Raw genomic sequence first — 12,906 nt, 5'->3', positions numbered from 1 at the left:
TTTGCACCTCCAAAATTCGTGGTAAATTGCGGGACACCACTATGTAGGTTCCCTCCCACAGGGAACATTTTGTTCCCAATAATAAGCCGTAAGGCAAATTATCTGCGATTAATCCTCAAGCAGTTCAGCCTGACCTAACTCAAGCTCAACCGGAGTTTCTCGTCCGAACATTGAAACAATGACACGGACATAGTTTTTGTCAGCGTCGATTTCATCAACCACACCGACAAAATCATCAAGGGGACCATCGATAATACGAACTGAATCGCCCACCGAGTAGTTCACCTTTACAGAGCGGGTTTCAACGCCCATTCTGTAAACCTCAGCATCTGTAAGTGGAACAGGTTTAGATCCCGGTCCTACAAATCCTGTGCATCCTCTGATATTTCGTACTACATACCACGTTTCATCAGTGTAAACCATCTTAACAAATACATAGCAAGGATAAATTTTATTTTCAACCTCTTTTGTTTTGTCGCCGACGGTTTCGGTTACGATTTCTGTAGGTACTTTAACATCAACAATCATATCCTGAAGATTTCTGTTCTCTGCAGTTGTCATTAAGTCAGCTGCTACCTTATTTTCGTAGCCGGAATAAGTATGCACTACATACCATTTTGCTTCTTGATCTGCCATTTACTTTCTTCCTTTCGTAAGTTAGTAATAACAGAGATTAAGCTGAAGTGTTCATAACTAAGCCGAGCAGAGCGAAAAGTCCTCTGTCAAGGCCGAAAATGAACAGTCCCACAACTACAATTACGCCGATAACAATACCGAAGTTCTTTGTAGTCTGCTTTGGTGAAGGCCAAGTAATTTTCTTGAGTTCACCCTTGCACGCACTGAGGTACTTAAAAAGCTTTTGAAAAACATTCTGTTTGTTTTTCTTAGCAGGTTTCTTGGCATCCGCTTTCTTAGCGTCAGCCTTTTTAGCTTCAACCTTTTTGTCAGCCATTTTAAACCTCCATTATTTTGTTTCCTTGTGCGGAGTGTGTTTCTTACAGAAACGGCAGTACTTGTTCATTTCAAGTCTGTCGGGACTGTTTTTCTTGTTTTTCATTGTGTTGTAATTACGCTGTTTGCACTCTGTGCAGGCCAATGTGATTTTAACTCTCATAACGGCACCTCCCGGTTTTTTCGGAATATTTTAGCCTCCCTCAATAGGGCAGAAAAATAAAGCCCCTTTCAGAGGTATAACTATTCTATCATATACAAAACACTAAGTCAAGTGTTTTTTCGCAAAAAATCGCAGTATTTCTGCTTTTATATAAGATTAATCATTAAGTGTCGATGCTTTAGAAACATTCTTTTTCTTCGGCTTTTCGGGCTTAACCTTTTTGCCCTTGTATTTTCTTGCGGCTTTTGCGGCCTTTTTCAGGTCATCGCTTAAATACTCAAACACTGTGTTGAACTGCTCATCATCAAGTGCATTGAGCAATACTATGGTGATAATTGCGCGTGTGTCAACATCGCCGTTGTTGTACTGAAGATTAAAGATACCAACGAGTTTTTCAAGCTGCGGCTTTGTTGCTGATTTTACATAATCAACAATCTTCGGAGCAATCTTTTCTTTTGCGAAAGTTGCGCCTCTGAACGGAAAATATCCGTCCTCTTCGTACTTGATTTCCTCTTTAAGTTCAGGGAAAACAGCTACAAAGCGCTTTGCAAGGAACTTTGGATCTGCATTGCCGTCATCGTCCTTTTTCTTTTTCTGCTTAATCTGCTTTGCACGCTTAACGGCAACAGCGCCCGAAACGCCCTCGATAAAGTCGTTTGAAATACTCTCGACATCTTTCTGTGTGCTTTCTTCATCAAGCATCCATGTGGCAAGAGTTTTCCACTCGTTGTCAGGGCCTTCCTCTGTCATAGTACAGGTGCGCAGTACCATATGAGTTTTTTCTTTGTAATAAACTACCGAATAAGCAACATTTTCGCTTGTAAAAAGCGCTACAATTTCCTGCTTATCATCAGCCGCTACCTTTTGTCTTGTATATCCGGCAGGAGCAAGCTGAGCCTCAACCTTACCTGCAATATATTCAAAAGCATTTTTTATTTCCAAAGTCATACATCCTTTCTAAATGTATTCACCAATATATTATACAGTTAATATGTGCACTTGTCAATTACAGAAAAGGGCAACGGCACGCATTATTTTTTTGTTTTAACTTGAAACCGATGCCTTTATATGATATTATTAAGAGGTATAATTTTATGCAATAACGAAAAGAAGGTTTTAATATGTCTTCAGCTAATGCCATCGGTGTGTTTGACTCCGGGCTTGGAGGATTGAGTGCGGTAAGAGAATTTCTGCACATTCTTCCAAATGAAAATATAATATACTTCGGCGATACGGGCAGAGTTCCCTACGGAAACCGAAGCCGAGAAATCATTACAAAATATGCTTTTCAGGATACAAATTTTTTGCTTGAGAATAATGTAAAAATGATTGTTGCCGCCTGCGGTACGGTAAGTTCTGTTGCGGGCAAAAAGCTCGAAAGCGACCTGCCTGTTCCTTACACAGGCGTTATAAATCCGACTGCCTTTGCTACTGCAAAAAAGACAAAAACAGGTAGAATCGGCGTTATAGCCACAGCCGCTACAATAAGCACACATAACTACAAGGCTCGTCTTGAAAAGTTAAATCCCGAATTTAAGGTATTTGAAAAGGCTTGCCCTCTCTTTGTTCCGCTTGTGGAAAACGGATTTATACATAAAGACGATCAGATTGTTCGCCTCACAATAAAGCATTACCTTATGGAGCTTGTGGAAAATGATATTGACACACTCATTTTGGGCTGTACTCATTATCCGTTGCTTGCAGATGCGATTTCAAGCGTAATCGGCAACAGCATTGAGCTTATTGACTCCGGCTACGAAACCGCTTTATACACCAAAAAGGTGCTCGGAGAAAATAATCTCCTCAACAACAGCACCGAGCAAGGCGCTTCATCATTCTTTGTAAGCGACACTCCCGAGGGCTTTGAAAGCGTTGCGGAGTTATTCCTTGGCAAAAATATGGAGCACACGGTAACGCAGATAGATATTGAAAAATACTGATAATCGGAGGAATTTATGGAAAAAGAAAAGAATCCTTATATGATTTCGATTGTCGGTGAGCAGAAAGTTGAAGGACAAGACGACCGCATTGAAGTAATTACCGAGGGTAAATATATGATGAAAAACGGTCATTTCCTTATAAACTACAAGGAATATGACGAAGATTTGCCCGATAAGTTTCTCAACAACCTGGTTAAGGTTGAAAACGAAACCGTTACGATTTCACGCAAAGGACCGTTAAGTTCTCAACTTATACTTGAAAAAGGCAAAAGACATCAGTGTATGTACCAAACCATTGCTGGCACGCTTTCAATCGGTGTGTTTACAAAAACGCTGAACAACAATCTTAACGAAAACGGTGGTTCACTTGAGGTTATCTACACTCTTGACTTCAACTCGGACCTTGTGAGTGAAAACCGATTTAAAATAGACATTGAAAAGAAGAAAGAGGTAGAAAACAATGAACATTTATGCTGAAGCAGTCTGCAAGCTAAAACTTGCAATTAATTCTGCCATTGAAAAGGCAATTTCAGAGGGTGACCTGCCACAGGCAGAATTACCCGATTTTATTATAGAAACACCTGCCGACAGATCACACGGCGACTTTGCAACAAATGCCGCTATGGCTGGCGCAAAGGCTTTCCGTATGCCTCCTTTTAAAATTGCACAGGCTATCACATCACACCTCGACCTTGAGGGTACAATGTGCGAAAGATTTGAAACCGCAGGTCCGGGATTCATCAACTTTTTCCTCGGTTCAAAATTTTATTCCGCAGTAGTAAACAGCGTACTTGAAAATCCGGAAACCTACGGCAATTCGGATTTTGGCAAGGGCGAAAAGGTAATGGTAGAGTTCGTATCCGCAAACCCTACAGGCCCTATGCATATGGGTAACGCAAGAGGCGGCGCACTCGGCGACTGTCTTGCCGCTGTTCTTGATAAGGCAGGCTACAATGTATGGCGTGAATTTTATGTAAACGACGCAGGCAATCAGATTGAAAAGTTCGGCTGCTCACTCGAGGCCCGTTATCTCCAGATTTTTAAGGGTGACGAAATCGTATTCCCCGAGGACGGTTATCAGGGCGTTGACATAACAGAACTTGCACAGGAATATGCCGACATTCACGGCGACAGCCTTGTAAATGTATCTTCCGAAGAGCGCAAAAAAGCTCTTGTAGATTTTGCACTTCCTAAGAATATAAGCAAAATGCAGAGCGATATGGCAAAGTACAACATCACCTATGACAAGTGGTTCTTTGAGAGTGAACTTCATAAGAGCGGCGCTGTAAAGGCGGTTGTTGACACACTCACGGAAAAAGGACTTACATATGAGCAGGACGGCGCTGTATGGTACAAGAACAAGCAGGTACTTACAGAAAAGCTCTTAAAGCAGGGCAAAACTCAAAAATACATTGACAATCTTGAATTAAAAGACGATGTACTCATCCGTCAGAACGGCAACCCTACTTACTTTACAGCCGACATTGCTTATCACAAAAACAAATTTGACAGAGGTTTTACAACTCTTATTGATATATGGGGCGCAGACCACCACGGTCACGTAATGCGTATGAAAGGTGCAATGGACGCTATCGGCTATGACGGTGACAAACTCAATGTTGTGCTTATGCAGCTTGTAAAACTCGTTAAGAACGGCGAAATCGTAAGAATGAGCAAGCGTACAGGTAAAGCAATTCAGCTTGGCGACCTCCTTGAGGAAGTACCTGTTGACAGCGCAAGATTCTTATTCAACACCCGTGAGGCAAATACACAGATGGACTTTGACCTTGACCTTGCGGTTGCACAGGACAACCAGAACCCTGTATATTATGTTCAGTATGCACACGCAAGAATTTGCAGTATCATTAAGGCGCTTGCAAAAGACGGCATTAACCCACGCAAATGTACAGATACGGAGCTTGCACTTCTCACAGCGCCCGAAGAAAAGGAGCTTATCCACCACCTCGCTTCATATACAAATGAGATTGAGAGTGCGGCGAAGGACTATGACCCAACCAAGATTACCCGCTATGTAACACAGCTTGCAACACTTTTCCACAAGTTCTACAATGCGTGCCGTGTTAAGGGCGAAGACGAGGCACTCACACAGGCAAGACTTGCACTTTGCGAAAGCGTAAAGGTTGTAATCAAGAATGTTCTTACAATGTTCAACATCTCTTGCCCTGAGAGTATGTAATTTTAAATTTAATATTTTCAATATAAATAAGGTCTGCAAAGTTTTTAGCTTTGCAGACCTGTTGTTTTATTCGCTCTTCCACTCAAGATACGGACCATCATATTTAATTGTAGTAAATATGCCGTCTTTTATTTCCTGTTTATTATAGTGTCCATAGAGTAATTCTAACTTTTTGTTCACTGTATCATATCGTTCTCCTATCATAACCGATGAAACCGATGAAATATCAGCCGCAAGTGCAGTATCTGCATAATTTAAATACAAATAATTATTATAATAATAAACATCAGGTTCGTTTATCCCAATCTCAAACAACTCTGTTTCATCAAAAGTATCAAGCAATATTTCATAGCATTTTCGTTTAGCAAGTCCGGTATTATCACCTCTTCCTATATAATATAATTTATTGTTTTCTGTATCAAACGATAAACTGTATGCAGAATTTTTACTTACGGTTTCAAAATCCGAGCCATCTTTCTTTATACGACAGACTTTATTTTCTCCTTTAGACGAGTAATTCGCAAAATAAAGGTAATCGCCATACACTTTCATATCTTTTAAATCATAAAAATACAACTGATTTTTAGTATCACTTTCCGGTTCAAAATCATTATACATCAATTCTTTGCCAGAACCGTCAAGCTTCATTTTATATAAACCTGAATTTTCAAAATTAAAACTGTAACTGCCACCGTCAGGAGTATATCCGTTATTAAAATAATAAATATATCCGTCATCTATTGTATATGAAGATGCAACAACATCATACCAATCTACTTCCTTACCGTCAAAACTCATTTTGCCTATTTTATATAAGCTATCTTTTGAAACAGCACTCATATAATCCATAGACGGTTTAATAATAAAGTATAGGTATTGTCCGTCAGTTTTTAAATCATATATTAATTTTGAACCATACTCATCAGCAAAAGCATCTGAATTAATAGTAATCTCTTCTTTTTTTAATATGTTTTTATTATCGGTAAAAGTGTATTTATACAAATTACTTTCTTTTACACAATATATAGCATTATTTATATACACACTTTTATATTTACTTAGTTTTTCAGGTGCAATATTATCAACATATTGTACATTATTATTGTCTTCAGTCGCTTCACAACCAACAGCACTTAACTCTCCGTTTTTGCCTAAATTAACTATTATACCTGCATCTAAATAATAGTCATTGCCATTATTATTAACAACAACTTCATTACCTGTTGATGTTTTTTCGGCTGACGAACAACCCGAAATCACAGTCATACCTATTACAGGCAATAACAATAAAGCGAATAATTTGTTTTTCTTTTTCATAATTGCACTCTCCTCAATAATTTATTACGACCATTTTCTAAATATTATATTCATATCATTCATATATTTAAGTTCTGCCTGAGCCTGTTGTGAATAATATGCGTCCAATGCTGTGTTGCACTCAATTTTCTTTAATGTGCGATTATTTTTTGATTCAATTTCTGCTTTCCTTACAGTTTCTCTGATTAACCTATCCCCTTTATTCTTCATATCTAATAAATCACTATAAATTCTGCTTTGATTATCGATTATAGTATCGAGCTTACTGTTTATCTCGTCTACTGTATATTGTAATCTGTCTGTTTTTATTTCTCTTTTTACAAGATAATATAATCCGTCGGTACCGCCAAGGTGATCGGTAATTTTAAGTCTTAAAAATTCATTCATATATCCTATAGGAATAATTCCCCAATAATTCTTATCAATGCCGCTTTTTAAATACATATCATACAATAATCTGCCGGACTCGCTCATCTTTTGTTTCAGCATATTTCTCTTAGCAATAAGTATTCTCTTTTCAGCCAATTCTGCATTTACCCTTGCGGTATCATTATCTATTTTTTCAAGATAGTTTTTATATGCTCTTTCATACTTTCTCTTTGCTCTGTCTTGTTGTTCCGATTTCTTTGCAAAAGTAATAATACTGCCTATAATTAAACCAATTGCAATCGCAATTACAAAACACCAAAAGCCAAACACCAAGCCACTGCCCAATGCCGAAAATTTAGCACCGCTTAAGGCTCCTCCTCCTGCTTTTTCTAATTTAATAAAAATATTTATTATGCTTATGATGAAAGCTATCAAAACACTTGCTCCTGCACTTTTTCCGATATAATTATCAAAATCGGCATAAACCGTTCTTTTTTCAGGTTCAGAAAAGTGTTCTTGTTTTCCAAGTCTTGATATTTGTCCGTCTAAATCATTTAATACATTTTGCATAAGATAAATATTCTGTTCCATATTATAGATGGTTTGTATTCCTCGTTGAAGTTCACTCATACCGCAATACCTCTCTCGAATTTATAACCGTATGGTTATTATATAAAGATTTTATCACAATTAATGTTATTCTGTCAATAGTAAATAATAAAAAGGGTGATAGAATGCATTACTATAAAAGATTGAGAGAATTAAGGGAAGATCACGATTTAACGCAAAAAGATGTAGCCGATTATTTGCAAATGAAGCAACCGCAGTATTTCCGATACGAATGCGGCAGCAGGGATATTCCCTCGGAGGTTTTAATATCTCTTGCAAAGCTGTACAAAGTTTCTGCCGACTACATTTTAGAATTGAAAGATACAACCGATTAATTTTTATATGCAAAAAGCTGTCGCAAACCGAAAGATTTGGCGACAGCTTTTTAAACATTTTATTGTAATTATGTTAATTTTTATATTTAATGTAAATGTAATAAATTATTGTTTAACAAAATATTTAAACAAAGCAATTATAAAAGTTTGGTCAACCTTTTTTAATTATTTGGCTTAAATCGTGTGCTAAACCATAATGTATTATTGTTACCCAATATTTAGAACAGAAACCATAATCCAAAGATTTAAGTTTTATCAATCAAATAAGTTTTTTTATTTTCTTAGTGTATGCTGACAGCATACACTTTTTTATTTTTATTTTTATATAATAATGTCAACGGATTTACATTAAGGAGTCCTGCAAATAAAAGTCAAGCCATAAAATGAAAACATCATCTAATTTGATATTGGAAACAGTCAGGCAATTTTGCGCACGGTTTTTCTCACCGACAATAAAATTAGTTAGCTTGTTTCGATAACGGGTTAAATTCCTTAACTGATGAATATCAGCCGGAGGAATAAAGCTACCGTTAATTAAATCATGCTTAAAAAGGTCAGCAATTCATTTGGCATCCCTTTTGTCAGTTTTCTTTCCCTTAATTGCTTTAACATATTTTGGGTGAGTCAAAACAATATTGCAGGACAATTCAAGAATGTTGTAAACAGGAATCCAATATTTGCCCGTGGATTCCATACAAATATCCTTACATTCTTTCTCTTTGAGCCAAGTTGCACATCGTTTCAGTTGATTAGTAAAAGTCGAAAAACGATTGCTTTTGTAGGTGGTAATACCCTTGTTGTCGGTAGTTGCAATGCAACAATAGATAAAGGTTTTGTGGACATCTATTTCACAGCAAACAGGATAAACGATTTTTAACATAACACATCCCTCAAAATTAATATTTTGAGAAAACAAACAGGGATTAGATGCTCACTGAAAGATTGAGTAGTATATCTCTCCAAAGATAAGTTTACAGGGTTCAATGCCCTAATTAATTGTGCTTGAAAGAGCATCCGACACACATAAATATTCAGTTCAGTATACGCTGAACCTACTCACCTCTTCGTGCTCTGTAGTGTGTTTGCTTTCTCAAGTACATTCTAACAATTTTTACATAGCTTTACTACAAGTTGCTTTCATTTATTTTTGCGCCTTGTAGCAAGGCGGAAAGGAATGGTCATAATTATGAAAAATACCGTTAAGAAAAATTTATGTACATTTATAGCTGTTATTGTTGCGGCGTCTGCTACAATAGTTTTTGCCGGATGCTCCGACAATGGAGCACCGCAGGCTTCGACAGGCAGTGAGGGCGTTGCAAGTCAAACAAGCGATGATGCATCTGCTGTATCACAGACAAAACAACCGGCAAAGAAGAGAGAAACAATTAAAATTGATGATATTGCATGGAATGTAGATCAAGGAATTGTTGACGGTGAAAAATATGTTCTTTTAGACTATACAAACAATTCAAAATATACAGTTACGGATTTTGAAATGACATTTAAAGAAAAAGGCTCGGTAACGGAAGAGGACAAGGAAAATTTCTACAACGAGATTAAAGATAAATTTTCAATGAGTGATGATGATATTTCCGAATTAAAGCAAAGGGATATTTCTATGCACGCAGAAACCGAAAAAATTGTTGAACCCGGAGAATCCGCAAAAAATATAAACTGCTATTATTACAGCGGTATTTATTATTTAAAAGACATAAATCACTTTAATTTGGTTGAACCCGATGTTGCTACCATAAAATACATTAATGACAATAAAATCTACACTTCATATTATGATTTCAGCACTAAAAAATATTCAGAAGATGAAAATACCGAAGAGGCATATTATTGGACCACATCGGAACTCGGCACAAAAATTCCTAAGCCTGATGTAAAGGTGGTAAAGAAATCCATAGATAATGAAGATTCTTTTGGATTTGAGGCTTACGGTTTATCTTTAGACCAATTTAACGAATATGTTGACAAATGCAAGCAACTCGGCTTTACCGTTGACGAAAGCAGTTATGAGGGCTATTATTCCGCAGATGATAAAGACGGCTATAATGTATATCTTTCATACAAAGAAGATGACGATTATATGACCGTAACCATTGATGCTCCGTCAGAATAAACAATACACTAAAAGGAATCTTGTACAAGGTTCCTTTTTTTATTATGTTAATTTTATATTTCAAATTATGGTTTATCGCACTGTTGAAGCTAAATAATTTTAAAATTTAGGTCAAGCCTTTTTAAAGGCTTGCGGGTTTGGGCAGAGCCCATAATGTCTTATGTTATAACAAATTATTATACACTGACTGCTTGCTGTCAGTGTGCGTGAAAGAAAGTTTAACAAAACAGGCGGCAACCATATAAACAAAAACAGTCAACGCATTGCGCTGACTATGAAATAAAGTATATTTTCTTTAGTTGCTATCGCAAAGCCTTTCGCCGTTGTGTTCAAGCCGCCAAACAGCGAGCTGTTTGGCTATCGTTAGATTGCATAAACGGAAAGTATTTGTGGGCTTTGCCCACACCCACGACCTTTGAAAAGGTCGACCAAACTTTTATAATTGCTTGGCTAAACTGTGAGTTAAACCATAAATTACCCCAACTTTTGATAAAGAACCTTATTTCAATCAAAAACGGCAACACTTATGAATTTAATTTCAAAGTGTTGCCGTTTAATTATTAATTATTTTTCAAGAAAATCAACAAATTTCTCGCCGAGAACCTCTCTCGAATATACCTTACTGATTTTATCATAGTTACTTCTGAGTTGGTCATCCGTAACCTGTGGGAACTTACGAATCTTATCGAGCAAGTCTGCATACGAAGTATAAATACAGCCTTCAATGCCGTTAAGAACTTCCCTTGAACCTGTGTTCTCTGTACAATAAACCATCTTTCCGTTGAGGATAGCCTCAATATACGGCATACCGAATGAATGGTTGAGAGTAAAGTCAACAACCGCATCGTGATTTTTCATCTGATTTTTCGGATTAGAAGTTTCGCCGCAATAACAAATATAATCTTCAACCTCGTTATCAAAAATCTTATCGAGAAATTCGTTAAGATAGTCGCCCGTACCGTAAACATCAATTACAATGTCATCAACATTCTGCTCTTTAAGATACTTGGCAAAGCCGATAAGATTGTTAATGTCAGCCTCACGCTCATGGCTGATTCTCAACAGATACATACCGAGGAAGTAATCACGCTCCGGCACATCAACTTTCTTTTTATTATCGTCCTCTTCTTCTGCTCCTATGTCCTCTCTTGCCACACTTCGGCTTGACTCAAGAGTATTGCCGAGCACGATATAATCCTTATAGTTTTTAAAATTAAATTTATCAATGTAAAGCTGACGGTTTTCTTCACTTACAAATACAGCCTTGCCGATGTCGATTTTCTCCATTTTATTAACAATGTCGGGGAAAAGCTCATTTACAAGTGCGGCTGTACAATGGAAGAAATAGATTTTCTCCTCTATCTTTTCAGAAGTAGCGTCATTAAGGAAAAGGTGGAGAGATTCTCTTGTTGAAATTACAGTCTTACTGTTTATATTCTCAAGTTTCTTTCTCATTGCCATACCTGCATACGGAGAAAGATTCTGTCTGCTGCAATCGCAGTCAAGGTGACCGTAAAGTCCTTTCCATCTAAAGAAGCCACGTTTTAAAAGTTCAATCTTTCTGCGTGAATTTGCCTTATACAATGCTGTAAGCTGCAATCCGTAAGGCATTTCCTTTGGCTTTGCGGTGCACTTTAGCGACAAAAGCTCTACAAGATAGTTTTTCTCAAGCAAAGCCTCCGCAAGCGAACGGGTAGCAAAAACCGTACCGCCTACACCGTAGAAGTTATAACCGAGGAATGTTACCTTATTCTTCTGAATTGCAGAAAATTCCTCATACATTCTGTCAATATGAGCGCCGCTCTCTATAAAGTCATAGTCAATCTCTTCCGGAAGTCTTGACTTAAAGAACGGGTTTATCGTATAGGTTTCGTCGGCAATAGCGTCAACAAGCTGTCTTGCCTTTGTGTAAGAGCACTGCTCAAGCTCCTCTACCTCGCAGTAAAGGTTACGCTTTGCAAGGTAATTCTTCAAATCAGGCTGATACAAAATTACAGGCTTATTGAGCACCGTAAAGTCAAAGCCTACCGAAGAATAGTCTGTAATGAGAACATCATTTTTCGCAAGTTCGTCAAGCACATCTGTTTTGTGCGAATGAATAAACTTGATTCTGTCTGTCTTTGCACATTCCTTAAATTCTTCGATTTTCTCTTCATCAAAAAATTGGTGCAAACAAACCGTAAAAACTGAATTTGTTTTATCAAGATAATCGGCAAGTTTTTGGCTTGAAAGCACACCCTTAATCTGATGCATAAGCATCTGTGTCATATAGTTGTCGCCAAGGTACTCTCTCCATGTCATAAACCAAAGTATATTCTTGCCGTTCTGCGGCTGTGCATGGTATGCCTTGTGGCGCTTTACAAGCTCAATGTAGCGTGGCGGATAAATTCCGTAGTAAAGCTGATAATCTTTGAATTTATTGTAATCCATAAGAGTGGGCTTAATGTTCTTGTTGTAATACAAAAAACGGAACATATTATTATTGTAGCCATAGCCCTTATATTCAATAGCTTTAATGCCAAGCGTGCCGTGCTGTAAGTAAATAAGAGGCTTTTCTATGAAAAAGTCTGTCTTAAAAAAGCCAAGCTTTGTAGGAGTAATATCCTTGTAACTCAAAGAAACAAAGTACATATCGGCATTTAAGTAAATCTTAAAATGCTTTACTGTGTTTTTCCAAACAACAAAACTCTTTTCTTTGTCAGAAAGAGAGGCGTAGGTTTCTTTATTGGCGGCATTTTTTTCAAGCACAATGTACTTGTCTATACCATCCCTGCGGCGTACTACCTGTTTCCAAAAATAATATGAGTTATTATTTGAGGTTGCGGCAAGATTTTCGCCAAACAGCCATATAAAATTTCTACCCATCAAATTACTCCTTTAGTATATGGTTTATGCCT

12 protein-coding genes and 1 pseudogene are annotated in these 12,906 nt (G+C 37.3%); 5 read left to right on the top strand and 8 right to left on the bottom strand.

Translation table 11 applies throughout. The features are described from left to right. Positions 1-108: 108 nt before the first annotated feature. The 4 genes from nusG to KGF34_RS09285 all read right to left on the bottom strand — a co-directional run bounded on the left by nusG (position 109) and on the right by KGF34_RS09285 (position 2,056). Positions 109-636 carry a transcription termination/antitermination protein NusG gene (gene nusG, locus KGF34_RS09300; RefSeq protein WP_252558827.1) on the bottom strand — a complete coding sequence of 176 codons (528 nt, stop codon included), beginning with the start codon at positions 634-636 and terminating at the stop codon, positions 109-111. Positions 637-673: 37 nt separating this feature from the next. Next, positions 674-952, bottom strand: a complete 279-nt coding sequence (gene secE, locus KGF34_RS09295; protein ID WP_022235556.1) for a preprotein translocase subunit SecE — start codon at positions 950-952, stop codon at positions 674-676. Positions 953-964: 12 nt separating this feature from the next. Further along, entirely contained in the window at positions 965-1,114 is a 150-nt protein-coding gene (rpmG, locus tag KGF34_RS09290; protein ID WP_022235557.1) for a 50S ribosomal protein L33, read from the bottom strand. A 156-nt stretch (positions 1,115-1,270) separates the two neighbouring features. Beyond that, on the bottom strand, positions 1,271-2,056 hold the full coding sequence (locus KGF34_RS09285) for a hypothetical protein (protein ID WP_186936005.1): 786 nt from the start codon (positions 2,054-2,056) through the stop codon (positions 1,271-1,273). A 179-nt stretch (positions 2,057-2,235) separates the two neighbouring features. Here KGF34_RS09285 and murI point away from each other — a divergent pair, with 179 nt between their 5' ends. Genes murI through argS form a run of 3 tightly spaced genes read left to right on the top strand, consistent with a single transcriptional unit; the run spans position 2,236 to position 5,251 of the window. Next, positions 2,236-3,054 carry a glutamate racemase gene (gene murI, locus KGF34_RS09280; protein WP_252558826.1) on the top strand — a complete coding sequence of 273 codons (819 nt, stop codon included), beginning with the start codon at positions 2,236-2,238 and terminating at the stop codon, positions 3,052-3,054. 15 nt (positions 3,055-3,069) lie between these two features. Next, entirely contained in the window at positions 3,070-3,531 is a 462-nt protein-coding gene (locus tag KGF34_RS09275) for a DUF1934 domain-containing protein (protein WP_252558825.1), read from the top strand. Next, a complete protein-coding gene (gene argS / locus KGF34_RS09270; RefSeq protein WP_252558824.1) occupies positions 3,515-5,251 on the top strand; it encodes an arginine--tRNA ligase in 1,737 nt (578 codons plus the stop codon). The genes KGF34_RS09275 and argS overlap by 17 nt, the downstream gene beginning before the upstream one ends. A gap of 66 nt (positions 5,252-5,317) precedes the next feature. Here the strand turns inward: argS and KGF34_RS09265 are convergent, their stop codons facing one another. Both KGF34_RS09265 and KGF34_RS09260 read right to left on the bottom strand, forming a co-directional pair. Next, a complete protein-coding gene (locus KGF34_RS09265; protein ID WP_022235562.1) occupies positions 5,318-6,568 on the bottom strand; it encodes a DUF5050 domain-containing protein in 1,251 nt (416 codons plus the stop codon). A gap of 24 nt (positions 6,569-6,592) precedes the next feature. After that, positions 6,593-7,567: a hypothetical protein gene (locus KGF34_RS09260; RefSeq protein WP_022235563.1), complete on the bottom strand. Its 975-nt coding sequence runs from the start codon at positions 7,565-7,567 to the stop codon at positions 6,593-6,595. Positions 7,568-7,671: 104 nt separating this feature from the next. Here KGF34_RS09260 and KGF34_RS09255 point away from each other — a divergent pair, with 104 nt between their 5' ends. After that, entirely contained in the window at positions 7,672-7,881 is a 210-nt protein-coding gene (locus tag KGF34_RS09255; protein WP_022235564.1) for a helix-turn-helix transcriptional regulator, read from the top strand. Positions 7,882-8,269: 388 nt separating this feature from the next. Here the strand turns inward: KGF34_RS09255 and KGF34_RS09250 are convergent. Next, positions 8,270-8,761 (bottom strand): annotated as a pseudogene (locus tag KGF34_RS09250) (transposase); the annotation flags it as partial. Positions 8,762-9,067: 306 nt separating this feature from the next. On the opposite strand from KGF34_RS09250, the gene KGF34_RS09245 reads away from it, so the two are divergent. After that, positions 9,068-10,009, top strand: a complete 942-nt coding sequence (locus tag KGF34_RS09245) for a DUF6591 domain-containing protein (RefSeq protein ID WP_252558823.1) — start codon at positions 9,068-9,070, stop codon at positions 10,007-10,009. Between the two features lie 564 nt (positions 10,010-10,573). Here KGF34_RS09245 and KGF34_RS11775 read toward each other — a convergent pair. Further along, positions 10,574-12,874, bottom strand: a complete 2,301-nt coding sequence (locus KGF34_RS11775) for a CDP-glycerol glycerophosphotransferase family protein (protein ID WP_271229668.1) — start codon at positions 12,872-12,874, stop codon at positions 10,574-10,576. Between the last annotated feature and the right edge of the window lie 32 nt (positions 12,875-12,906).

This window comes from Ruminococcus sp. FMBCY1, assembly GCF_023921805.1.
GTDB classification, from domain to species: domain Bacteria; phylum Bacillota; class Clostridia; order Oscillospirales; family Acutalibacteraceae; genus Ruminococcoides; species Ruminococcoides intestinale_A.
Note: the sequence above shows the minus strand (reverse complement) of the source record. Positions and strands in the feature narration are given on the sequence as shown.

Coding starts and splice junctions, on each gene's coding strand:
- KGF34_RS09245 (WP_252558823.1), top strand. CDS start 9,068: ATGAAAAATACCGTTAAGAAAAATTTATGTACATTTATAGCTGTTATT.
- KGF34_RS09255 (WP_022235564.1), top strand. CDS start 7,672: ATGCATTACTATAAAAGATTGAGAGAATTAAGGGAAGATCACGATTTA.
- argS (WP_252558824.1), top strand. CDS start 3,515: ATGAACATTTATGCTGAAGCAGTCTGCAAGCTAAAACTTGCAATTAAT.
- secE (WP_022235556.1), bottom strand. CDS start 952: ATGGCTGACAAAAAGGTTGAAGCTAAAAAGGCTGACGCTAAGAAAGCG.
- nusG (WP_252558827.1), bottom strand. CDS start 636: ATGGCAGATCAAGAAGCAAAATGGTATGTAGTGCATACTTATTCCGGC.
- KGF34_RS09265 (WP_022235562.1), bottom strand. CDS start 6,568: ATGAAAAAGAAAAACAAATTATTCGCTTTATTGTTATTGCCTGTAATA.
- KGF34_RS09260 (WP_022235563.1), bottom strand. CDS start 7,567: ATGAGTGAACTTCAACGAGGAATACAAACCATCTATAATATGGAACAG.
- murI (WP_252558826.1), top strand. CDS start 2,236: ATGTCTTCAGCTAATGCCATCGGTGTGTTTGACTCCGGGCTTGGAGGA.
- KGF34_RS11775 (WP_271229668.1), bottom strand. CDS start 12,874: ATGGGTAGAAATTTTATATGGCTGTTTGGCGAAAATCTTGCCGCAACC.
- rpmG (WP_022235557.1), bottom strand. CDS start 1,114: ATGAGAGTTAAAATCACATTGGCCTGCACAGAGTGCAAACAGCGTAAT.
- KGF34_RS09275 (WP_252558825.1), top strand. CDS start 3,070: ATGGAAAAAGAAAAGAATCCTTATATGATTTCGATTGTCGGTGAGCAG.